This window comes from Pedobacter sp. (assembly GCF_039594775.1).
Taxonomy (GTDB): domain Bacteria; phylum Bacteroidota; class Bacteroidia; order Sphingobacteriales; family Sphingobacteriaceae; genus Pedobacter.
Window position 1 is genome coordinate 1,172,075 of sequence record NZ_JBCNMT010000001.1, and the last position, 21,465, is coordinate 1,193,539.

Below are 21,465 nucleotides of genomic sequence, written 5' to 3' on the forward strand. Positions count from 1 at the left end.
TTTGTACTTTCAACTTAAAACTTTATTTATTTCAACCAATGGTTTGCTTTATACCACTTCACGGTCTCAGCTAAACCCCTCTCCAAATTATATTGGGGCTCAAACTGCAGGTCTCTTTTCAAGTTTTCGATATTGCAGGCCCAATTGGGGGCGGTCAGCTCTTTTATTTTTTCTTTGTTTATCGTTGGCGTTTTGCTGCTTCTGGCATAAATGGTATCCATAAAACCAGCTAAACCTTTTATAATTCCCAAAGGAATGTGCACTTTCAACGTTTTTTTGTGCAGTGCTTTTTTCAGTCCCTCGGCTAAAGCATATCTATCATAGGTCAAACCATCGGTAATGTTGTAGGTTTTGTGGACAATATCCGATTTCAATAAACGGATAATAATCTCTGCCAAGTCCTTCACATAAATGAAACTCAATTGTTGGTTAAACCTTCCAATGTAAGGTTCTAATCCGCTGTTAATCGTTTTGAAAAGGATAAAAATGTCCTTCTCTCTCGGGCCATATACGGCGGTTGGTCTAACGGTTACCAAAGGCAAATTTTCAATCTCCTTGAGATATTCTTCTGCCAACTTTTTGCTCAAACCGTAAAAGGTAACAGGTTGGGCAATAGCATCGTCGCCAATGGTGGTGTTAAAATCAGCAATTGGACCAATGGCCGCTAGGCTACTTACAAATACAAATTTTTCGACGGTATAATTTACCAGCGAGGCTGCTAGTGCCAAGTTCCTGCTGTATTCGGCATTAACCCTATTGTACTCCTGTAAGGTTTTTGCCTTTGTGGTGCCTGCAGCATGTATAATATAAGCATACTGCTTTTCTTCCAATGTGGCTTTGAGTTCATCAACTGCGTCAAAGTTTAATTGAACGTAGTTGACATTTAACTCTTTAAGGTGGGAGACATTGCTGTTGGGGCGAACGGCTGCGTATACTTCTAAGCCGCATTCAATTGCCGTAACAATTAAATGATAGCCCACAAATCCGCTTGCGCCTGTAATCAATACCTTTTTGCTCATGTCTCTTTGTCACACTTGCCCTTTGGAGCTTTAGTGTTTGCTTATATTGCTTTTTCCAGTATCCTGTATTCTCGGTAAAGTTTGCCACCTATGTTTTCGATCGGACGGTTCACCATGTCGTTGTCTTCCAAAGTCCAGCTCGCTTCCGCATATTGGAAATTTCTTGCTTTAAACGCTTTGATGATTCTGCCGTACAAACAAGCCTCAATACCTAGTTTTCTATAGCCATCAACTACGCCTAGCAGTAAAATACGGATGCCGTTGATTTTTTTCTTGCCCAACAACAGCTTCAATAAACCAGTTGGGAACAAGCGGCCTCGTTTAATTTTGATAAGGATTTGATTGATGTCTGGAATGGCCAGAGCAAATCCCACTAATTTGCCTTCCTGCTCTGCGATGTAACAGAAGTCGGTATCTAAAACCATTTTCAAGTCGTTGGCCGTGTAATCAAACTCTCTGTCGGTCATCGGCACAAACCCAAGGTTTTTATCCCAGGCACTGTTATATACTTCCCGAAGGGCAGCCGCTTCTTCCTTAAATTTCTTAAGGTTTATTTTTCTGATGATGATATTGCTTCTTTTCAGCCTGTTTTCCAGTCCTTCTAACAAGCTTACAGATCTGTCGTTATAATTTCCAGCGGTGTACTTATAGGCTCTTAAATCTACTTTTTTGGTAAATCCGAAATCCTCTAGGAGTGGTAGATAATAAGGGGCGTTGTAAGGCATCATAGCTACTGGTGGACCATCAAAGCCTTTAACCAACAAACCACAGATATCGTTGGTGGAGAAGTTAACCGGGCCCATCACCGAAGTTTGTCCATGCTCTTTTAGCCAGTTTTGCGCAGCATCTAATAATAATTTGCTGACCGCCTTATCGTTGATGGTATCAAAAAAACCAAAAAAACCTTCTTTTACGTTTTTAATGGTGTTGTGGTTGCCATTAATAATCGCTGCAATTCTACCCACTATTTTTTCGCCATCTACCGCCAAAAACAATTGCATTTTAGCATGGTCGTGAAATGGATGCTTGCCAGGAGTTAGCATATCGCGTTGTGCAATATGCAATTCAGCTACGTAGAAAGGATCGTTTTTATATAGTTCATGAGGGAAATCGATGAACTTTGCTAACAGCTTTTTATCTGTTACGGGTATAATTTGTGCCATTTTATAACGATGCCCCTACTAAGTTTACACTTGCTTCCTTAAAGGCTAGTTTCAGTTTGTCGATAGCTTTTTCTATCTGTTCAAAAGAGTGCGTAGCCATTAAAGAGAACCTAATTAATGATGCGTCCGAAGGTACGGCTGGAGAAACCACGGGGTTTACAAAAATGCCGTTTTCTTGTAGGATGTTGGTGATTAAGAAGGTCTTTTCGTTATCTCTAATGTAGATAGGTAGGATTGGGCTTTCCGGATGACCAATTTCAAAGCCTGCATCAAGCAATAACTTTTTGGCGTAGTTGGTGTTAGCCCATAATTTATCAATTCTTTCTGGCTCTGATTCTATAATGTCCAAAGCGGCAATTACACTTGCCACGGCAGCAGGTGGCATACTTGCGCTGAACATTAATGAACGGGCTCTATGTTTAATGAACTCGATGGTATCCTCATCAGCAGCAATAAAACCACCCAATGAAGCTAGGGATTTACTGAAAGTACCCATGATCAAATCAACCTTATCCGTAAGGTTAAAGTGTGATGCAGTACCTGCGCCATTAAATCCAATTACACCTAAACTGTGGGCGTCATCCATCATGATATTTGCACCGAACTCATCGGCAATTTTTACCATTTCTGGTAAGTTTACCAAATCACCTTCCATGCTAAATATACCATCCGAAACAATTAGTTTGGCGGCATCTTCAGGTAGTCGACTTAGTTTTGCACGCAAATCATTCATGTCATTGTGCGCATATTTGATAGAACGTGAAAACGACAAACGGCTACCATCGATGATAGAAGCGTGGTCGTATTCATCTAAAATTAGGTAGTCATTTCTGTCTAACAAACAAGAAATTACACCAAGATTTACCTGAAAGCCCGTGCTGAACAATACGGCGGCCTCTTTGCCAACGTAAGCAGCTAAACGGCTTTCGAGTTCTAAATGGATATCTAAGGTTCCGTTTAAAAATCTTGACCCTGCGCATCCGGTACCGTATTTTTCGATGGCTTTTTGCGAGGCTTCTTTAATTTTAGGATGGTTGGTTAGCCCAAGGTATGAGTTGGAGCCAAACATCAATACTTCTTTTCCGTTGATCATTACTTCTGTGTCCTGTGCAGAGTCGATAGAACGGAAATATGGATATAGACCTCTTTCTTTAATAATTTTGGCGTCTTGAAACGAAGCTATTCTATCTTGTAATTTTTTACGCATATTTTTATGCAATTAGGTCATTTGTAGTTTGATAATAATTCTCTTGATGTTAAAAGAATAACACTCCAAATTTGTGTTAGACTTAACTTACGTTAAACATGTTACTCTCCTTAATAACATAAATTTAACGATTTAATAAATGAGAATTAATAAAATCCCGCAAATTTAATAAAAGTTTTAACCCAAGGGAGTGGTACAAAAGTATTGCTTATTGGTCAAAAAGTATGATTTTGGTAAATCTGACATTTAGCAAACAAAACGGTGTTTACACTTAAATCAACGATTTTTTCCTGTTTTAAAGATAATAGGCAGTGCTTTTGTCATTTCTTATATTTAAAATTATGTAATTTATAGTTGGTAATTATGTAATTCTTTGTGGAACTTTGTAGCGTTTGCATAACATATAACGTAGTTGTGCGGTTATCTATATACAAAAGCTGTAAACAATGATGAACAGAGTAGAGGAGAGGTGTTTGGAGGAAGGCATTAATGGAGGCAATATGAATGTGCTTACCGCTGCTGAGATTAAACCTTTTATGACATTTAATGAGCCTTTTAGGTCTAATTCGTTTGCTGTGATTGTAGTGCAGAAAGGGCATTTTGTTTTTCAGAACAATTTTGTGAAAAACTGCATGAAGGCGAAGGATGTGTATTTGGTTACTCCCGGAAGCTTATGCGAGCTATACGAAATGTCTGATGATTTTGAGTTCATTAGCATGGGCTTCAAAAAGGAATATTTGAAAGAACAAGGCGTGTTTTTGAATGGAGCCGAAATTGTACATCTGTTTTCTACCGATTTGGTCCATAAGTTTTCCTTAAACGATGAGGAATTTGAGGACCTGGTTTTCTCCCTAAAATCTTTAAAGAAGAAAATTAACTTACCAGAAACCACTCCCCATTTTAAGGATGTAATACGCCATAGTTTCATCTCTGTGCTTTATGAAATTCTTATTGTATACAGCAAGTACCGTGTTTTTATTCCCGTAAAGTTGAATAGGCAGGAAGAGTTGACCACAAATTTCCTCAATTTATTGAGCGAAAACTTTAAAAAGGAAAAACAGGTGCAGCATTATGCAAAAGAACTGTTTGTGACTTCTAGACATCTGTCGCAGGTAGTAAAGACGGTTACTGGTAAAACTGCTGGCGAAATTATTGACGAAATGGTAATTAACGAGGCAAAAGTGCTGCTTTCTTCACATTTGATGAATGTTTCGCAAGTGGCAGATGAGTTGCGTTTTAGTGACCAATCTTTTTTTGGGAAGTTTTTTAAGAAATACACGGGCATTTCGCCTTCGGTTTACAAATCAAATAGTACAGTGGCCATAAATCCGCCATTTTAATAAAAACAAGGGTCTAACAGTGGTGTTTTTTACCGAAATGTTAAAAAAGGCGGTGGCGCGGAAAATGGATTTTGGAAAGCTTTTTAAAGTAAATGTAAAATAGTAAACAAAACTTCATTTTTATTACATAATTTTTTGATTTTAAGCACTAAATTTGCGAAAATTTGAGTTATGAAAACATCAGAAATAACTTACACCGGAGATTTAAGAACTACTTCGATTCATTTGAAGTCGGGTAAGGAAATTATTACCGATGCGCCTACGGATAACCAAGGGAAGGGGGAGGCTTTTTCGCCAACCGATCTATTGGCCACCTCTTTGGGCAATTGCATGCTGACCATTGTAGGTATAGCGGCAAGAAATCACGGTTTTAATATTGATGGAACTAAGGCGGAAATTACCAAAGTGATGGCTGAAAATCCGCGTAGGGTGAGCGAAATACATGTTGAACTTCATTTTCCGGCAAACAACTACACGGAAAAAGAAAAGACAATTATCGAAAGGTCAGCTAAAACCTGTCCGGTGGCATATAGCCTACACCCTGATATTAAGCAAGAAATAACGTTTAGTTATTAGCATATTCCCCTGCTGGCTACGGCAGGTATTTATATTTGGTTTAAAATGAGTAGAAAAAAAAAGACGGTTGTTGAAACCGACGCAGATGTTATTTTAATTGGGGCGGGCATCATGAGCGCAACGCTTGGCGTACTGCTCAAAGAGCTTAATCCTGATTTAAGCATAGAAATTTACGAGCGTTTAGACGTTGCGGCCGCTGAGAGTTCTGATGCGTGGAACAACGCAGGAACTGGCCACTCGGCATTTTGCGAACTCAATTATACACCGCAAAAAGCTAACGGTACAGTTGACGTGAAAAAGGCGGTTTCCATCGCTGAATCTTTCGAGGTTTCTAAACAGTTCTGGACTTATTTGCTGGATAAGGGGATCCTTAAAGATCCTTGCTCATTCATCAGGAACATTCCTCACCTTAGCTTTGTATGGGGTAAAAAGAACGTCGACTATCTAAAAACCCGCTACAACAATCTTAAAGCCTGCAATCTGTTCAGTGAGATGCAATACAGCGAAAATCCTTCAGAAATTAAGGAATGGATTCCGTTGGTAATGGAAGGCAGAGATGAAAAGGAGCCTATTGCTGCTACTAAGATGGATTTGGGTACCGATGTTAATTTTGGTTCCCTAACTAGGGAAATGTTTAATTACCTAGCGAAACAAGATAAGGTTGCCCTTCATTTTCACCACGAAATACGTGATCTGGACAAGCAGGATGACGGAACATGGGAAGTAAAAGTGAAGAATTTAGATAGCGGGAAAAGAAAAAGACGCTTAGCCAAATTTGTATTTATTGGTGCAGGGGGTGGTTCTTTGCTGCTATTGGAAAAATCTAACATTAAAGAGGGTAAAGGCTTTGGAGGTTTCCCGGTAAGCGGTCAATGGTTGAAGTGTACTAACGAGGAGGTAATTGCACGTCATCATGCTAAGGTTTATGGGAAGGCGGCTGTAGGAGCTCCACCGATGTCGGTACCACACTTAGATACCCGAATCATTAACGGAAAACAAGCTTTGTTATTTGGGCCTTACGCCGGTTTTTCTACAAAATTCCTTAAAAATGGTTCTTATTTTGATTTAGCGGCTTCCATTAAGTTTAGCAATATTCGCCCAATGATTTCAGCAGGCCTGAAGAGTATCGACCTTACTAAATATCTGATTGAGCAAGTTCGTCAATCGCCGGAAGATAGATTTGAGGCATTGAGGGAATATATGCCAGATGCCGATATTAAAGATTGGGAATTGGAAATTGCGGGACAGCGTGTTCAGGTAATTAAGAAGAAGCCAAGTGGTGGCGGTATTTTGGAATTTGGTACTGAAGTGGTTAGCGCTGGCGATGGTTCTATTGCGGCCTTATTAGGTGCCTCACCAGGTGCTTCAACGGCTGTTTCTATCATGCTCGAATTGATGGGCAAATGCTTTAAAAAGCAAATGCAAACAGCCGATTGGCAAAGTAAAATCAGAGAGATGATTCCAAGCTACGGACAAAAACTTGCCGAAGACAATGAGCTTTGCCAAGAAACACGCCAACGTACTTCAGCCGCATTGAAGTTAAACGAAACTGCAATAGTGTAAGCTACATAAAAGAAAAGCTCCGAATTTATTTCGGAGCTTTTCTATTTGGTTTTCTAACTGTTAAAAGTTAGATCTTCGTATTTCAGTATCTTAGAAATAAAAGAAATGTCTGAGAATAGATGGAAATTTCTAGCCGTTAATCACTTCTGCAACTTCATCTGCAGATATATCTCCATGCGAAGCATCTAAAATACATTCACCATCTTTAATGAGCAATATTTGTGGAGATTCATGATGAACATGAAAAGTTTCGGCAATATATGCGGAAATATCTCGGTGGCTAATCAAATCTAAGAAATAAAGACTTGTGCTATCAGGTATTACATCCCAATATCTTTCGAAGGTTCTTTTAGCCATCATACTGATGGAGCAGCGGGTGCTATGCTTAAAAATTAAGTGATAGCCTCGAGCTGCCTTAATATCGTCAATTTGAGAAATTTGATTTAACTGTATCCAATCCTTCATATTACCTTCTCCTTCCTTTAGCCTCTGGGTAAGAGCTAAAAGCAGGGCATAAGCGGTTTGAGCACGATTCTAATACTGCGATGGCGCAGAACGCAAATAACAATAGAATAGCTATTTTCTTCATTTTAAATGATTGTTTTTCGAAACCTAAGTTACAAAAAAGTTATAAGTTGTACATCGAAAGTTGAAAGTTTTGAAATGCTGATACTATTTAAGTCTAAAGGCTTAACGAATATTCTACCATTTTCAATGCAGTAATGGCTGCCTCATCTCCTTTGTTACCATGCTTGCCACCAGCTCTATCAATGGCTTGTTGCTCATCATTGGTAGTAAGTACCCCAAAAATTACGGGTTTGCTATATTTAATGCCCACATTAGTAATTCCATGCGCTGCTGCATCGCAAATAAAATCGAAGTGTTTGGTATCACCTTGGATCACACAGCCAATACAAATAACGGCGTCAATATCTTTTCTTTTGTTTAAAAGAATATCGGCAGCACCAGTAAGCTCGAAAGTGCCAGGTACACTCAACGAAATAATATCAGCTTCTTCAACTTCGTGCTTAAGAAGGGTGTCAAAAGCGCCTCGGTAAAGTGCTCCGGTAATGTTTGCATTCCACTCGGCAACAATAATCGCTATTTTATAGCCTTTGCCCGATGGGATAGTCGTATGTGAAAAATCTGAAAGGTTTTTAAGGTGTGTTGCCATATAGCAAAGATAGTTTTTTATTGTTTATTTACCCGAAAGTTGAAAAGTTTGACGCTTTGCAAACTCTTGTTTTGCCATAATTATCGATAATAAAAAAAGGCCTCCGAATTTGAAGGCCTTTTTTTATTCTTTCGGAAGAATTATTTTGTTTGAGCTGCTGCTCTAGCGATGTACGAATCAATCATTTGCGCTTCCGCACTTTCAGGGAATTGCGTTTTGATTTTAGTATAAGCCTCTTCAGCACCTTTATAGTCTTTTAAAGTTTCGTTTACCAAACCTAATTTTTTAAGGAACATAGGTGAAGTGAATTTATTGGAAGACTTGTCAATTGCTTTTTTGTAGTAAGTTGAAGCTTGTTTGTAGTCCTTTAGCTCACTATAAGCATCACCTAAAAGACCAAGAGCCAATGGGTCTGCAATTGGACTGCCAGTCGCACTGTATTTGCTCAAAGCATCAACTGCTTTTTTGTACTCGCCTTTGCGCAAGTAAATACCGCCTAAATAAAGGTTGGCCAAGTTGGCAGATTTAGTGTTCTCGTATTCTTCTGCAATTTTTTCTAAACCAGGATAACCACCTTCGCCGTTAATGGCTTTGTTGGCCAATGAATCAACCCCTACAAATTGTTCAGCTTTGAACATTTGGTTGGCAGCCTCTTCAGCTCTGTTTTTTAAATACACTCCTTGATACCAGATGAAAATACCGATTAAAACGATTATCGCTCCAGCAATAAAAGCTAAACTTTTAGTGTTTTCTTGTATAAATGAACCTTTTTTTACTGGTTGTGCTGTTTCTTTCTCTGTTGCAGACATTTTTAGTTTAAAATTAAAGGATTGCAAAAATACATTTTTCATTTAAAGTATCAACTCTTTTTAAATCATTTAATTAAAGTTAAGTATATAAGCTACTGTAAAAATGGGTAACTTTGGCCTCTCTGTTATGTGGCTTAAAAATCTTACCCTTTTAAACTTTAAAAATTACAATGCTGCCGATTTGGTTTTTTCGAATTCGGTAATCGCTTTTGTGGGTAATAATGGTGCGGGTAAAACCAACTTGCTTGATGCCATACACTACCTTTGTTTATGTAAAAGCTATTTCAATCCCATCGATAGCCAACAGATTAAAACAGGAGAGGAGTTGTTTTTGGTCCAGGGCGATTTTATTCGTGAAGAAAAGGCAGAAAAAATTTCATGCGGACTAAAAAAGAACCAAAAGAAATCTTTCAAACGTAACAAAAAGGAGTACGATAAGCTGGCTGATCACATAGGTTTGTTTCCAGTTGTGATGATTTCCCCCTACGATATTAATCTCATTATGGATGGAAGTGAGGAAAGGCGTAGGTTTATAGATAATGTGATTTCACAAACCGACAGCAGGTATCTTGACGAACTTATTACCTATAACAAACATCTGCTTAACAGAAATGCACTGCTTAAGCAAGTGGCAATCACTAGAACCTTGGATGTAGCATTACTGCAAATTTTGGATGAACAACTAGTGAACTCTGGAAATATCATATTTGAGAAACGTAAGCAGTTTTTGCTGAATTTTATTCCCCTTTTTGATAAGCATTATCAGTTTTTGACCAATAATGCCGAGCAGGTTGCCTTGAGCTATCAATCGCAGTTGAACGAACAAAGCTTTGAAACTTTGCTAGCGCAAGCCATAGAAAAGGACAGGTTGCTGGAACGCACTACCGTAGGTATTCATAAAGACGAGCTGCAGTTTGAGATCGCAGGTATGTCCATGAAGAAATTTGGGTCTCAGGGTCAACAAAAGTCATTTTTGATTGCTTTAAAGCTCGCCCAATATAGTTACCTGCAAAAATTTAAAGACTTTAAGCCTTTGCTATTGCTTGATGATATTTTCGATAAATTAGACCAAAACCGTATACACAAATTGATGGAAATGGTTTCACATCATGATTTTGGACAGATTTTCATTACCGACACCGACAAGCAGAGAGTGGCCAAAGTATTTGAACAAATTGCCATCGACGTTGATTTATTTGAAGTAAGCGAAGGGAGTGTAAGCCATGCGTAAACCTAACGATATTACCTTAAAACAGGCTATTGATAAACTGCTGGCCCATTACAAATTGCGTGGCAAGTTCGACGAAACAGGAGTGGTAGCCATGTGGCCCGAAATTATGGGCACTGCGGTAGCCAATAGAACCAAACAAATTTATATACACCAGCGCAAACTGTTCGTGAGAATCGAATCATCGGTGGTTAAAAATGAATTACTGATTGTGAAAAGCGCCATTGTAGACAAGCTCAACGAAAAAGCAGGCTCACAGGTAATTACTGATATTGTGTTTCTATAGGCTAGTCCTTACTTCCACCAAAAAGTTTTGCAGCTATCCATATAATGATGGCAACTACTACCACTACCAGAATTACGCCAGTCCACATACCGGCTTTAAAAATACCTTCAACCAATTCACAGCTGCTCAATGTGCTAGCCAATAAGGCAACAAGAGCAAGGGGCATCAATTTTTTCATATGCTAAGTGTTTTTGTTAACCTAACACTAAAACAAAAGAAAAGGTTTGGAGAAAAGATTTATAGATTTTCGTTGCTAATGAGCACTAGGTTTTTTACAGAACCTAGTGGTGCTATTTTTATACGTTTATCGCCTTTGCTGACATAAAAATAATAGGAGCTGTTAACGTCTATTAAATAGATGTCTTCCTTTTTATCGTCATTAAAATTGATCTGATAATTGTATTGGACCTTGTTATTTTTGATAGCTGCAGCTTCACGATTACCCTGACCAAGGCCTAATCCAATGAAAATGGAAAATAGTTCGAAAGCTACCAGGATCAAGAAAAACTTGTAGATTTTTTTAGTGACTTCAGATTTGCTTATTTGCACTTCCTTATCCCTCATGGTTACTATTTTTTGTATCCACTTTTTATGGCTGTTTTTAATGATCAGCAGCATTAATAGGAATAAAATAAATATGAAGGTAACTATCGAAATAAAGATGCCCAACTTAGAGGTGATGTCAGCTATTGGGCTAATCAAGATATCTGTAATAGATGAATATTTCAAAATATTAATACCAAGTTTGTTGAATAACATACTTTCCTTAATTAGCCCAAGGATGATTAAATATAAGTAGCCAATAGGGAGCAGGTTCTGCAGCTTTTCTAGAAATTTCATATATGATTTTTATAAAAAAAGACTTACAAAGTTTTTAACACTTTGTAAGTCTAAAACGTATACGCTGTTGCAATATAATTCTATTGCTCTTTTTCTTTCTCCTTTGCAGGCTCTCCAACCTTTATCAGTTCCACTTCAAAAATCAAAGTGCTGTAAGGAGGGATATCTTGGCCAGCGCCCCTAGCGCCATAAGCTAATTTGTAGGGGATGAAAAATCTATATTTCGAGCCTTCTTTCATTAATTGAACACCTTCTGTCCAACCTGGAATTACTTGGTTTAAACCAAAAGTAGCTGGCTGTTCGCGTTTGTATGAACTATCAAATTCAAAGCCGTTAAGCAGGGTGCCTTTATAGTGCACGGTTACCTGGTCTGTTGCTTTAGGCTGCGCACCTGTACCTGGATTAAGCACCTCGTATTGTAGCCCGCTTGCTGTTGTTTTAATGCCAGGCTTGGTTTTGTTTTGTGCTAAAAAAGTTTCACCTTCTTTAATGGTTGGCTCAAATTTAACTCTTTCTTTTGCTTCACGCACTTTGCTTAAACTTTCAAATAAACTGCTAATTGCCATCTGAGAAGCCTGCTCGTTCATCAGTGGTTTGGCGTCTTTGTTAAAAGCATCTTTTAGGCCTTTGTTTAGCAGGTCGTAGTTTAAACTTTCTAATCCGCCAGATTTTAGGTTGCCGCCCATTGCAATACCAAAAGCGTAACTTGCCGAATCTAACTTGGTTTTTAGGACAATTGGTTTAGCGGCAGTTTTGCTGGTAGCGGTTTTGGCCTTAACAGGAGTGGTTTTGGTTTTGGTCTGCGCAGTGGCGTTAAAAACTGCGGCAGAAGCTAATGCTACTAAAAATAGTTTCTTCATTGTTTATGTTAAAAAGCGAAAGATACAATAAAAAATAAGCACCCAAAAAAGGTGCTTATGATATTTTTACTTTATTCCGATGAGTAAAGCTTTCTAGAAAAATTCTCTATCAATGCGATTAAAAACGCTCGTCAGCAGTAAAGAAGAAATCGCCTTCAATTTGAGCGTTCTCGTCCGAATCAGAACCGTGGATAGCATTAGCGTCAATTGATTTAGCATATTTCTGACGGATAGTGCCTTCAGCAGCTTCAGCCGGGTTGGTAGCACCGATCAATTTTCTAAATTCTTCAATTGCATTGTCTTTCTCTAAAATAGCAGCTACAATTGGTCCTGAAGACATAAAGCTTACTAAATCATTGTAGAAAGGACGCTCTTTGTGAACTGCATAAAACTCGCCAGCTTTTTCAGCAGAAAGTTGAGTGTATTTTAAGGCAATAATTTTGAAACCTGCGTTAGTGATATCATTTATGATTGAACCAATGTGACCGTTAGCAACAGCATCCGGTTTAATCATAGTAAAAGTTCTATTTGTGCTCATTTTTATAATTTTTTGCAAAAGTACAATTATTGGTGTAAATAATTAATAGAGAGCCTAAGAAAACTTTAAATGGTCATAGCAAAACACTTTTATTAGCAATTTGTTCGACAGTTTGTCACCCCGAGTTTCGATGAGACTACCTAAACGTTAAACATACTGACAACTAAAGAAGATTCTCCGCTCCCAATCCTATGAGGTTTGTTAAAGCAGCATCTAAACAAATCCATCAATTTAACAGTTAACCAATAAATCAGTAACTTCGCAAGCTATAGATTATGATATCGGTACCAGAACTTAAAGAACTACTTTCAACGCCTCAGCAGATTGTGATTACCACACACCATAAGCCAGATGGTGATGCCATGGGTTCATCATTAGGATTATATGCTTACCTAATCCAAAAAGGGCATCATGTTAGCTTAATTACCCCAACAGACTATCCTGAGTTTTTACATTGGATGCCCAACAATTCCGATGTTATCATCTATACTGAGCAAGTGGAAAAATCAGTAAACTTGGTGAATGAGGCTAAAATGATTTTTTGCTTAGATTTCAATACGTTGGGCCGTATCAATGAACTGGGCGAGCACATCAGAAATAGCTCGTCAATCAAGTTAATGATTGATCACCATTTGGAACCAGAAGATTTTGATGACTACCGCCATTGGGACATCAACGCCTGTGCTGCCGCCCAATTAGTGTACGATTTCATCGTAAATGTAATGGAAGAACCGGATAAAGTGAATAAGGATGTTGCCACCTGTCTTTACACGGGTATCATGACTGATTCGGGCTCTTTCCGCTTCCCTTCGGCCACCTCAACGGTTTACCGTATTGCCGCCGATTTAATTGATCTTGGAGCTGAACATTGGCGCATCCATCAGTTGGTGTATGATAATGTGTCTGAAAACCGATTGAAGTTTTTGGGCTACTGTCTATCTAACAAATTGGAAATCCTTAGGGAATATAACACCGCAATTATTAGCGCAACCAAAGAAGAACTAGAAAGGTATCAAATTGTAACAGGTGATACAGAGGGAATTGTTAACTACGCGCTTTCAATCAATGGAATAAAACTTGCTGCTTTTATCATCGAAAGAACAGACCGAGTTAAATTATCGCTACGTTCAACTGGCGATTTTCCAGCAAATGAGATCTGTAAGAAATACTTTCAGGGAGGTGGTCATAGAAATGCCGCTGGTGGTGCTTCCGACAAAGGTTTAATAGAAACCATTGCCGATTTTAAAGCCATACTGCCCGAGTATAAGACACAACTATTGCAATAGTTTAGAAAATAAACAAATAAATATAGAAATAATCAGAAAGCTCGTTAACTTAGCGGGCTTTTAATGCAAAATATAAAATAATAAAAACCAGTAAATAAGGTATTCGTGCTTTTGCTGGATAAGTCACACTAAAGACAATTTAAAACAATAAATGAAAAAAAGTTTAGTAATTCTGCTAGCGGCTACGGTGGGTTTAGCAGCTTGTAACACGGAGAAAAAAGGTCCGGGAGGCTTGTTGTACAAAATCCACAAGTCGGGAGGCAAAGAGAAAATTCAAGAAGGTGATGTGGTAAAATTGAACTTTATCCAAAAAAATGAAAGAGATTCAGTTTTGGGCAGCACTTACGATAGTGAGCAAGCGCAAATTTTCCCTGTAGGCAAAAAACAATACGCTGGCGATATGCAAGATGTGCTAACCCTTTTCGGAGAAGGTGATAGCGCAACTTTCAAAATCAATTTGGATACCATGGCTTTCCATAGCAAACAACCTAAGCCAGAAATGTTCAAAAATGATAAATACATTGTGTTTACCGTGAAAATTGAAAAGGTTTTCAAAAAAGGACCTAAAGAAGCAGATTCGACTTTCCAAAAACGTGCTGGTGATTTCTTCCAAGCAGACTACAAAGCTGACATGGATAAGAAGAAAGCTGCTGAGCCAGCTAAAATCAAAACTTATATTGACGACAACAACTTAAAAGTTCAAACCTCTGCTAGCGGTTTACAATATGTAATTACTGCTCCGGGAAGTGGCGAAAAAGCTGTTGATGGCGATACGGTTTCTGTAAACTATACTGGTAAATTCACTAAAAAAGGCGAAGACAAAAAATACAAGATTTTTGATACTAGCGATGAAAAAATAGCTAAAGAAGCTAAAGTACATCAACCAGGCAGACCATATGGTCCAACTAAAATGGTGGTAGGTGGTACCGTTCCAGGTTTCACAGAGGCAATCAAATTAGTAGGTAAAGGTGGTAAAATCACTGCCATCATCCCTTCTAAATTAGGATATGGTGAACAAGGCGGAGGCCCAATCGGACCATATAGCCCATTGGTATTCGAAATTGAAGTTGTTGATGTAATTAAACCCAAAGCAGGTACAACTCCGGCTCCAGCTCCGGCACCAGTTGCTCCAGCAGCAGGACACTCTGCAAACGATGGTCACAAGCACTAATCAAAATACTGAATAATAAAAAAGCTGTCCTTAGGGCAGCTTTTTTTATGCCCAAGTTTTTTCTTCACCTGAACAAGAAACCAACCAATCAGCTATCTTTGTGCCATGTTACTTACCGATACCCATACCCATCAGTATTACGAGAAAGATTTAGATAAACGAGCAGCGCAAATGCAGCGTTGTTTCGACAATGGTGTAAAACGTCTGTTCTTGCCCAATGTAGATGTGGCTTCTATAGCAATGATTGATGAGATGGTAAAGAGCTATCCCGAAAATTGCTTTGCTATGGCAGGCCTTCATCCTTGCGATGTAAAGGAAGGTTATCAAGAGGTGTTGGCAGAAATTTATCAGAGCATTGCTGGTCGGGAGATTTACGCAATTGGAGAAATTGGTATTGACCTTTACTGGGATAAAACAACGTTAGCTATTCAACAGGATGCTTTTATACAACAAATAGAATGGGCTAAACAATTGGACTTGCCATTTGTGATTCATTGCCGCGAAGCTTTTAGTGAAGTCTTTGAAGTATTGGAAGAGTGTAGGCACGATAAAATGCGTGGTATTTTTCATTGCTTTACTGGCGATTTGGCACAGGCTAACAGAGCCATTGAACTTGGATTTTATTTAGGAATTGGCGGCGTACTTACCTATAAAAAGGCTGGTTTGGATTTGGTTTTAGCCGATGTTCCTATACAGTATGTTGTACTAGAAACAGATTCTCCATATTTAGCGCCCGTTCCTTTTAGAGGCAAGCCAAATGAGAGTAGCTATTTGGTGCATATTGCACAAAAAGTAGCGGATGTTTATGGTATAAGCTTAGAAGAGGTTGCTGAAATTACTACAGGGAATTCTAAATCAATTTTTGGAATCTAGCCTTTGCGCTCTTAGCGTTGCTCTTCTATTCTTAGCGGTTAAATTTTACCGCAAAGATTTTTGAAGTTTTCGCAAAGTAACGCAAAGATTTTTTTCTTGGAAGTTGAATACTTTTTTAACAATTAACAAAAAGGTAAATTTACTTCACTAGCTAGCTATGAAATACTATGGAAGTAAATGAATTATCCAACGTTGTAATCGGTATGGCCATTGAAGTGCATTCTACATTGGGGCCGGGGTATTAATGTTTTGGACTGTCGGTTTTTGGTTTCGTTCGCTAGCTACGATGCATTTATCTAACCTAACGTAGCTAATTATGTAGCAACAGTTACGGATTTCTGCATAAATAACCAATCTGCTTATACTTTTCTCAATCTATTGCCCAAATAGTTAATTATTTGATAAATATCTTTTGTGATTTAAAAAGCTGTGCGATTGTTGTTTAATTTGTAAAACAAAACCATAGCTGTACTTTAATGACCAAGATACTAATCATCTACACAGGTGGAACCATTGGAATGGTAAACGATGCTGCAACAGGCGCCTTAATTCCATTCGATTTTGAGCAGATTAAAGATAATGTTCCCGAGCTTGCTCGGCTGAACTACCGGCTTTCCGTACACTCCTTTACACCGATTATCGATTCTTCTAACATGCATCCCAGTCATTGGAACGTTATTGCAGAATTGATTAGGGATAACTATGAAGAATTTGATGGTTTTGTAATTTTGCATGGCTCTGACACGATGTCCTTTACCGCATCGGCATTAAGCTTTATGCTTAAAAACTTGGCTAAGCCAGTTATTTTAACGGGTTCTCAATTACCTATTGGCGAAATTAGGACTGACGCAAAGGAAAACCTGATTACTGCCCTCGAAATTGCCGCGACGAAAGAAAAGGGGAAAGCGGTAGTGCCAGAAGTATGTATCTATTTTGATAATCAACTGTTCCGAGGCAATAGGTCTATTAAATTCAATACCGAAAAATTCGAAGCCTTTCGCTCGCCCAATTATCCGATTTTGGCAGAAGCAGGTGTTCAGCTTACCTTTTTTCATAAAGAAATTTTACCTGTTCCCACAGAGCCTTTTTACATCCAAACTAAATCCGACGCTAACATTGGCGTGTTGAAAGCGTATCCTGGAATGACCGAGGAAGTCGTAATGGCCGTAACCAAATCAAAGGTGAAGGCTATTGTGCTGGAAACTTTTGGCTCGGGTAATACCACCACAGCAGAGTGGTTTATCAACGCCTTAGCAGAAGCGATCAAGGATGGGAAAATTATCGTTGATATCTCGCAATGTTTAAGAGGGTCGGTGCAGCTAGGAATGTATGAGACGAGTAGTGAACTTAAAAAAATGGGCGTGCTGAGTGGTTACGATATGACTTTTGAAACAGCGGTAACCAAGTTGATGTATCTTTTAGGAGCTGGTTTAAGTGCTGAAGAAATCAAGCAACAAATGGAAACTCCTATTGCTGGAGAGTTAACCAACTAACAGGAGATGTTCACTTTTCTTATTCAAATTTCTGGATGTCTTACCGCTACTGTCGGTGGCATTTTTCTATTTGTTTATCTATTTTTAGACCACGATAACAAGCAATATAAAAAGAATGGAATAATATTGCTTCTTACTGGCTGGGCGGTTGCTATTTTGGCTTTTGTTGTAGATTTTCTTTTGAATTAAAGTAAAACTTCTGCAATTATCACCATCATCATTCGATAAACAAGGCATTAATCTTATTTTTGTATGGGATTGGCAGGTGAATTGCTCATCCTAGCTTATACTTATAGAAATGAAGATAGAACAAATTTACACTGGATGTTTGGCAGAGGCAGCCTATTATATTGAGAGCAATGGCGAAGCAGCCATTATTGATCCGCTCCGAGAAGTAGAGCCTTACTTAATGAAAGCATCGCAAAACGGTGCTAAAATAAAGTACATCTTCGAAACCCATTTCCATGCCGATTTTGTGTCAGGGCACGTTGACTTAGCCGAGAAATCAGGAGCTACTATTGTTTATGGGCCAACTGCTACTACCTCTTTCGAAGCGCATATTGCTACCGATGGAGAACAGTTTAAAATAGGCGAAGTAACCATTACCGCTTTACATACACCAGGTCATACACTCGAGTCAACCACTTATTTATTGACGGATGCGCAAGGTAGAAATCATTGCATTTTTACAGGGGATACCCTTTTTATTGGGGATGTAGGCCGACCAGATTTGGCGCAGAAGGGAACACTTACCATGAATGACCTTGCAGGTTTACTTTACGATTCATTGAATGATAAAATTAAGCCGCTAGCTGATGAGGTCATTGTTTATCCTGGTCATGGCGCTGGATCTGCTTGTGGTAAAAACATGAGCAAGGAAACTTTTGATACTTTAGGACATCAAAAACAGGTAAATTACGCGCTAAAAGCTGAAACTAAAGAGCAGTTCATTAAAGAAGTGACCGATGGTATTTTGCCTCCTCCACAATATTTTGCTAAAAATGCGGCCATGAACAAAGGCGGGTATGAAAGTATCGATGAGGTTTATCAAAAAGGGCTTAAGTCACTGTTGCCGCAAGCTTTTGAAGATTTGGCGAACCAAAGTGGCGCATTAATGCTAGACACACGCGATCCGCAGGTTTTTGCACAAGCTTTTGTGCCTAATTCCATCAATATTGGTTTAAATGGTCAATTTGCTCCTTGGGTGGGTGCATTAATTCCAGATTTAAAGCAAAATATTTTATTGATTACCGATGAAGGTAAAGCGGAAGAAGCGATCACCCGTTTAGCACGTGTAGGCTACGACAATACTATTGGATATTTGGAAGGTGGTATCCAAGCATGGAAAGATGCAGGAAAACAGACCGATCAGGTGACTTCTATTTCTGCAGTCGAATTTGAACAGGCTTACGAAGAAGACCAATCCATTTTAGCATTAGATGTTCGCAAGCCCGGAGAATATGAATCAGAGCATTTGGAGTTTACACATTCTCGTCCCTTGGATTATATTAACGATTGGACACACGAAATAGAAGATAATAAAACCTATTATATCCATTGTGCGGGCGGTTATCGTTCCATGATTGCGGCTTCTATCCTAAAAGCTCGTGGTATTGATAAAGTGGTAGATGTAGCGGGAGGTTACGGCGCTATTAAAAATACGTCGTTGAAAAGAACCGATTTTGTTTGCCCAAGCAAGCTGGCAAAAGCTTAAACTAGTTCGATCATTGCTAGAGGATAGACCTCGTAGGTTTTAAAATGGCACGGTCCTCTGAAATCTACGAGGTTTTTTGGTAATTGTAATCATAACAAGTTTACTGTAATCAGGTTTTATTTTTAAAGAATCATCATTTGGCAACATCAGAAAAACAACATTTCGAGGTCTTAATTATCGGTGCTGGACCAATAGGTTTAGCCTGTGGAATTGAAGCGCAAAAAGCAGGAAAAAGTTATGTTATTATTGATAAGGGCACTTTAGTAAACAGCCTTTATAATTATCCCGTGTTCATGACTTTCTTTTCCACCTCCGAACGTTTGGAAATAGGAGGGGTACCCTTCGTAAGCATTAATCCAAAGCCAAACCGAAATGAAGCTTTGGAATACTACAGACGCGTAACAGAAAAGTTCCAGCTGAACGTAAAGTTGTTTGAAGAAGTGTTTTCTTGTCAAAAGCAGGAAAATGGTTTGTTTCAAGTTGAAACTGCCAAGGCAAATTACGAAGCTGAAAATGTAATTATTGCCACTGGTTTCTACGATGTTCCTAATTTGATGAACATTCCGGGTGAAGATTTACCAAAAGTTATTCATTATTATAAAGACCCGCACTATTATGCTTTCAGTAAAGTATTGGTCGTTGGGGCGAACAATTCATCTGTAGATGTGGCTTTGGAAACTTTTAGAAAGGGTGCCGAAGTAACAATGGTAATTCGTGGTAATGATATGGGGCCGAATGTGAAATACTGGGTGCGTCCTGATATCGAAAATCGTATTAAGGAAGGCTCTATTAAAGCTTATTTCGAAAGTAACCTAAAAGAGGTAAAGGAACAAACTGCAGTTATTTCAACGCCAGAAGGCGACATAGAAATTGAGAATGATTTTGTGGCCGCAATGACAGGTTATCAACCTAATTTTAAGTTGCTGGAAAAACTAGGGGTTACCTTAGATGAAAACCAAACGCCAATCCATAATGCAGAAACCATGGAAACCAATCTTCCCGGTTTATATCTCGCCGGTGTAGTTTGTGGTGGCATGGATACCCACAAATGGTTTATTGAAAATTCTCGTATTCACGCAGAGCAAATTATAAAGGATATCGCGGCTAAGCGTAACTAGTATGGTACTGTAGTCTTAATTTAAAGCGCCTTATAGAACACTATCCAAAGCCCTCTCCATTTGGCTGTGCCCCCGTCGAGACGACGGATGGCTGCTAAGGTAACAGTTCTGCTAGTTTTTCTGAGAGTTTTTTCCCTCTGAGATCTTTTGCGATGATGATTCCATTCTCATCAATCAAGTAATTGGTAGGATAAGCATTGATGCCATAAATCAAGCCCGCTTCATTTTTATCTCCTTTTAAATCACATACATTTTCCCAAGGAAGATTGTCATCTTTGATTGCTTTTAGCCATTGCGCTTTATTATTGTCGGCCGCAACGCCCAAAATTTCGAATCCTTTTGCTTTGTAAGCGTTGTAGGTTTTTACCAGTTCAGGGTTGTCTTCCCTGCACGGACCACACCAAGAGCCCCAAAATTCAAGTAGGATGTATTTACCCTTAACATCTGATAGTTTTATCTTTTTTCCGTTGGCATTGGTCTGTTCGAAATCAACGTATTTGCCGCCAATTTTTACCTCTTGGTTTAGTGTTAAAAAGCTATTGATGTTTTTTGCGTAATTTGTTTTTTGAATGGAAGATGAAAATAAATCATAGATGTTTTTAGTTTTTTCTTTCCCCCAAGTAGTGGTATATACATCCGTAATGTTAGCAATGACTAACGAATTTGGGTGTGTTTTTGCGTAGTTGAAGTAAGCGGTATATTCTTCGTTCTTGATATTTGCGATTTGTTTTCGAAGCTCACTTTTAAGATTAGGGTCTGTACTTTTACTAAAAGCTGCTCTTAAACTGTCTTCTTTAAGGCCAATCGGTTGGATTATTTTTTGGATTTCTTCATTCTCTATTTGTGTAGCCGATCCTTTAATCATCCCTTTTTTGAACTCTCCATCTTTAAGAGCCATGGTGATATTTTTATTTTCGAGCCAGAAAAAGACGTAGTTGGTATATTTCTTTGTGTGTAATACTACTTGTGTGGCGGGTTCGGCGAGCTTCCCTGTTAAGATAAACTTTCCGTTTGCTACTTGTGTAGAATCAATTAGGTCTTGAGGCGAGCTTAACCTTAGGTATAACCAAGAGCCATTTTCAATGCCTTCAACAGTGCCTTCAATTTTGAAGTTTTGGGCAAATGCAATAACGTTGGTAAATAGTAGTAATGCGAGTACGATGGTCTTATTCATTCCAGAGATTTTTATTTTAAAGAGTTCGATTGG

The 21,465-nt window shown here is 38.6% G+C and carries 22 protein-coding genes; 11 read left to right on the forward strand and 11 right to left on the reverse strand.

The window, feature by feature from the left end; translation table 11 throughout:
• Positions 1-26: 26 nt before the first annotated feature.
• Genes ABDV71_RS04920 through ABDV71_RS04930 form a run of 3 tightly spaced genes read right to left on the reverse strand, consistent with a single transcriptional unit; the run spans position 27 to position 3,389 of the window.
• Positions 27-1,019, reverse strand: coding sequence for an NAD(P)-dependent oxidoreductase (locus ABDV71_RS04920; RefSeq protein WP_343531310.1), 993 nt, complete (start codon positions 1,017-1,019; stop codon positions 27-29).
• Positions 1,020-1,060: 41 nt separating this feature from the next.
• Positions 1,061-2,182, reverse strand: coding sequence for a hypothetical protein (locus ABDV71_RS04925; protein ID WP_343531311.1), 1,122 nt, complete (start codon positions 2,180-2,182; stop codon positions 1,061-1,063).
• Between the two features lies 1 nt (position 2,183).
• Positions 2,184-3,389 (reverse strand): aminotransferase class I/II-fold pyridoxal phosphate-dependent enzyme, encoded by a 1,206-nt coding sequence (locus tag ABDV71_RS04930; RefSeq protein WP_343531312.1) that lies wholly within the window; start codon positions 3,387-3,389, stop codon positions 2,184-2,186.
• A 446-nt stretch (positions 3,390-3,835) separates the two neighbouring features.
• Between ABDV71_RS04930 and ABDV71_RS04935 the strand changes: the two genes are divergently transcribed.
• The 3 genes from ABDV71_RS04935 (at position 3,836) to ABDV71_RS04945 (ending at position 6,868) form a co-directional block, all read left to right on the forward strand.
• A complete protein-coding gene (locus ABDV71_RS04935; RefSeq protein ID WP_343531313.1) occupies positions 3,836-4,729 on the forward strand; it encodes a helix-turn-helix domain-containing protein in 894 nt (297 codons plus the stop codon).
• Positions 4,730-4,900: 171 nt separating this feature from the next.
• A complete protein-coding gene (locus tag ABDV71_RS04940) occupies positions 4,901-5,305 on the forward strand; it encodes an OsmC family protein (RefSeq protein WP_343531314.1) in 405 nt (134 codons plus the stop codon).
• A 45-nt stretch (positions 5,306-5,350) separates the two neighbouring features.
• Positions 5,351-6,868, forward strand: coding sequence for a malate:quinone oxidoreductase (locus ABDV71_RS04945; protein ID WP_343531315.1), 1,518 nt, complete (start codon positions 5,351-5,353; stop codon positions 6,866-6,868).
• Positions 6,869-6,997: 129 nt separating this feature from the next.
• On the opposite strand, the gene ytxJ is transcribed toward ABDV71_RS04945, so the two are convergent.
• The 3 genes from ytxJ to ABDV71_RS04960 form a co-directional block, all read right to left on the reverse strand.
• Positions 6,998-7,333 (reverse strand): bacillithiol system redox-active protein YtxJ, encoded by a 336-nt coding sequence (gene ytxJ / locus ABDV71_RS04950; RefSeq protein WP_343531316.1) that lies wholly within the window; start codon positions 7,331-7,333, stop codon positions 6,998-7,000.
• A gap of 217 nt (positions 7,334-7,550) precedes the next feature.
• A complete protein-coding gene (ribH, locus tag ABDV71_RS04955) occupies positions 7,551-8,042 on the reverse strand; it encodes a 6,7-dimethyl-8-ribityllumazine synthase (protein ID WP_343531317.1) in 492 nt (163 codons plus the stop codon).
• 140 nt (positions 8,043-8,182) lie between these two features.
• Positions 8,183-8,851, reverse strand: coding sequence for a tetratricopeptide repeat protein (locus tag ABDV71_RS04960; protein ID WP_343531318.1), 669 nt, complete (start codon positions 8,849-8,851; stop codon positions 8,183-8,185).
• Between the two features lie 127 nt (positions 8,852-8,978).
• Between ABDV71_RS04960 and recF the strand changes: the two genes are divergently transcribed.
• Both recF and ABDV71_RS04970 read left to right on the forward strand, forming a co-directional pair.
• On the forward strand, positions 8,979-10,082 hold the full coding sequence (gene recF, locus ABDV71_RS04965; protein ID WP_343531319.1) for a DNA replication and repair protein RecF: 1,104 nt from the start codon (positions 8,979-8,981) through the stop codon (positions 10,080-10,082).
• Positions 10,075-10,365, forward strand: a complete 291-nt coding sequence (locus tag ABDV71_RS04970; RefSeq protein WP_113648093.1) for a DUF721 domain-containing protein — start codon at positions 10,075-10,077, stop codon at positions 10,363-10,365. Before recF ends, ABDV71_RS04970 begins: the two co-directional genes overlap by 8 nt.
• A 1-nt stretch (position 10,366) precedes the next feature.
• Here ABDV71_RS04970 and ABDV71_RS04975 read toward each other — a convergent pair whose 3' ends face one another.
• From ABDV71_RS04975 to ABDV71_RS04990, 4 genes are all read right to left on the reverse strand, one after another.
• Positions 10,367-10,543, reverse strand: a complete 177-nt coding sequence (locus ABDV71_RS04975; protein ID WP_343531320.1) for a hypothetical protein — start codon at positions 10,541-10,543, stop codon at positions 10,367-10,369.
• A gap of 59 nt (positions 10,544-10,602) precedes the next feature.
• A complete protein-coding gene (locus tag ABDV71_RS04980; protein WP_343531321.1) occupies positions 10,603-11,205 on the reverse strand; it encodes a hypothetical protein in 603 nt (200 codons plus the stop codon).
• Positions 11,206-11,285: 80 nt separating this feature from the next.
• The gene (locus tag ABDV71_RS04985; protein ID WP_343531322.1) at positions 11,286-12,065 is read right to left on the reverse strand and encodes an FKBP-type peptidyl-prolyl cis-trans isomerase; all 780 of its coding nucleotides are present in this window, start codon (positions 12,063-12,065) and stop codon (positions 11,286-11,288) included.
• Positions 12,066-12,183: 118 nt separating this feature from the next.
• The gene (locus tag ABDV71_RS04990) at positions 12,184-12,603 is read right to left on the reverse strand and encodes a nucleoside-diphosphate kinase (protein ID WP_343531323.1); all 420 of its coding nucleotides are present in this window, start codon (positions 12,601-12,603) and stop codon (positions 12,184-12,186) included.
• Positions 12,604-12,878: 275 nt separating this feature from the next.
• On the opposite strand from ABDV71_RS04990, the gene ABDV71_RS04995 reads away from it, so the two are divergent.
• The 6 genes from ABDV71_RS04995 (at position 12,879) to ABDV71_RS05020 (ending at position 20,258) form a co-directional block, all read left to right on the forward strand.
• Positions 12,879-13,889, forward strand: coding sequence for a DHH family phosphoesterase (locus ABDV71_RS04995; RefSeq protein ID WP_343531324.1), 1,011 nt, complete (start codon positions 12,879-12,881; stop codon positions 13,887-13,889).
• 151 nt (positions 13,890-14,040) lie between these two features.
• Positions 14,041-15,060 carry an FKBP-type peptidyl-prolyl cis-trans isomerase gene (locus ABDV71_RS05000; protein ID WP_343531325.1) on the forward strand — a complete coding sequence of 340 codons (1,020 nt, stop codon included), beginning with the start codon at positions 14,041-14,043 and terminating at the stop codon, positions 15,058-15,060.
• Positions 15,061-15,165: 105 nt separating this feature from the next.
• The gene (locus ABDV71_RS05005; RefSeq protein WP_343531326.1) at positions 15,166-15,933 is read left to right on the forward strand and encodes a TatD family hydrolase; all 768 of its coding nucleotides are present in this window, start codon (positions 15,166-15,168) and stop codon (positions 15,931-15,933) included.
• Positions 15,934-16,409: 476 nt separating this feature from the next.
• A complete protein-coding gene (locus tag ABDV71_RS05010; RefSeq protein ID WP_343531327.1) occupies positions 16,410-17,426 on the forward strand; it encodes a type I asparaginase in 1,017 nt (338 codons plus the stop codon).
• Positions 17,427-17,724: 298 nt separating this feature from the next.
• The gene (locus tag ABDV71_RS05015; protein WP_343531328.1) at positions 17,725-19,140 is read left to right on the forward strand and encodes an MBL fold metallo-hydrolase; all 1,416 of its coding nucleotides are present in this window, start codon (positions 17,725-17,727) and stop codon (positions 19,138-19,140) included.
• Between the two features lie 137 nt (positions 19,141-19,277).
• The gene (locus ABDV71_RS05020; protein WP_343531329.1) at positions 19,278-20,258 is read left to right on the forward strand and encodes a YpdA family putative bacillithiol disulfide reductase; all 981 of its coding nucleotides are present in this window, start codon (positions 19,278-19,280) and stop codon (positions 20,256-20,258) included.
• A 94-nt stretch (positions 20,259-20,352) separates the two neighbouring features.
• On the opposite strand, the gene ABDV71_RS05025 is transcribed toward ABDV71_RS05020, so the two are convergent.
• On the reverse strand, positions 20,353-21,432 hold the full coding sequence (locus ABDV71_RS05025) for a TlpA disulfide reductase family protein (protein WP_343531330.1): 1,080 nt from the start codon (positions 21,430-21,432) through the stop codon (positions 20,353-20,355).
• Positions 21,433-21,465 lie beyond the last annotated feature (33 nt).

What these genes read in the sequence shown, in the direction of transcription:
- ABDV71_RS04995 (WP_343531324.1), top strand. Translation starts at nt 12,879, where the DNA reads ATGATATCGGTACCAGAACTTAAAGAACTACTTTCAACGCCTCAGCAG.
- ribH (WP_343531317.1), bottom strand. Translation starts at nt 8,042, where the DNA reads ATGGCAACACACCTTAAAAACCTTTCAGATTTTTCACATACGACTATC.
- ABDV71_RS04990 (WP_343531323.1), bottom strand. Translation starts at nt 12,603, where the DNA reads ATGAGCACAAATAGAACTTTTACTATGATTAAACCGGATGCTGTTGCT.
- ABDV71_RS04935 (WP_343531313.1), top strand. Translation starts at nt 3,836, where the DNA reads ATGATGAACAGAGTAGAGGAGAGGTGTTTGGAGGAAGGCATTAATGGA.
- ABDV71_RS04945 (WP_343531315.1), top strand. Translation starts at nt 5,351, where the DNA reads ATGAGTAGAAAAAAAAAGACGGTTGTTGAAACCGACGCAGATGTTATT.
- ABDV71_RS04940 (WP_343531314.1), top strand. Translation starts at nt 4,901, where the DNA reads ATGAAAACATCAGAAATAACTTACACCGGAGATTTAAGAACTACTTCG.
- ABDV71_RS05005 (WP_343531326.1), top strand. Translation starts at nt 15,166, where the DNA reads ATGTTACTTACCGATACCCATACCCATCAGTATTACGAGAAAGATTTA.
- ABDV71_RS05015 (WP_343531328.1), top strand. Translation starts at nt 17,725, where the DNA reads ATGAAGATAGAACAAATTTACACTGGATGTTTGGCAGAGGCAGCCTAT.
- ABDV71_RS04920 (WP_343531310.1), bottom strand. Translation starts at nt 1,019, where the DNA reads ATGAGCAAAAAGGTATTGATTACAGGCGCAAGCGGATTTGTGGGCTAT.
- ABDV71_RS04925 (WP_343531311.1), bottom strand. Translation starts at nt 2,182, where the DNA reads ATGGCACAAATTATACCCGTAACAGATAAAAAGCTGTTAGCAAAGTTC.
- ABDV71_RS05025 (WP_343531330.1), bottom strand. Translation starts at nt 21,432, where the DNA reads ATGAATAAGACCATCGTACTCGCATTACTACTATTTACCAACGTTATT.
- ABDV71_RS04930 (WP_343531312.1), bottom strand. Translation starts at nt 3,389, where the DNA reads ATGCGTAAAAAATTACAAGATAGAATAGCTTCGTTTCAAGACGCCAAA.
- ABDV71_RS04970 (WP_113648093.1), top strand. Translation starts at nt 10,075, where the DNA reads ATGCGTAAACCTAACGATATTACCTTAAAACAGGCTATTGATAAACTG.
- ytxJ (WP_343531316.1), bottom strand. Translation starts at nt 7,333, where the DNA reads ATGAAGGATTGGATACAGTTAAATCAAATTTCTCAAATTGACGATATT.
- recF (WP_343531319.1), top strand. Translation starts at nt 8,979, where the DNA reads ATGTGGCTTAAAAATCTTACCCTTTTAAACTTTAAAAATTACAATGCT.
- ABDV71_RS05010 (WP_343531327.1), top strand. Translation starts at nt 16,410, where the DNA reads ATGACCAAGATACTAATCATCTACACAGGTGGAACCATTGGAATGGTA.
- ABDV71_RS04975 (WP_343531320.1), bottom strand. Translation starts at nt 10,543, where the DNA reads ATGAAAAAATTGATGCCCCTTGCTCTTGTTGCCTTATTGGCTAGCACA.
- ABDV71_RS04960 (WP_343531318.1), bottom strand. Translation starts at nt 8,851, where the DNA reads ATGTCTGCAACAGAGAAAGAAACAGCACAACCAGTAAAAAAAGGTTCA.
- ABDV71_RS05000 (WP_343531325.1), top strand. Translation starts at nt 14,041, where the DNA reads ATGAAAAAAAGTTTAGTAATTCTGCTAGCGGCTACGGTGGGTTTAGCA.
- ABDV71_RS04980 (WP_343531321.1), bottom strand. Translation starts at nt 11,205, where the DNA reads ATGAAATTTCTAGAAAAGCTGCAGAACCTGCTCCCTATTGGCTACTTA.
- ABDV71_RS04985 (WP_343531322.1), bottom strand. Translation starts at nt 12,065, where the DNA reads ATGAAGAAACTATTTTTAGTAGCATTAGCTTCTGCCGCAGTTTTTAAC.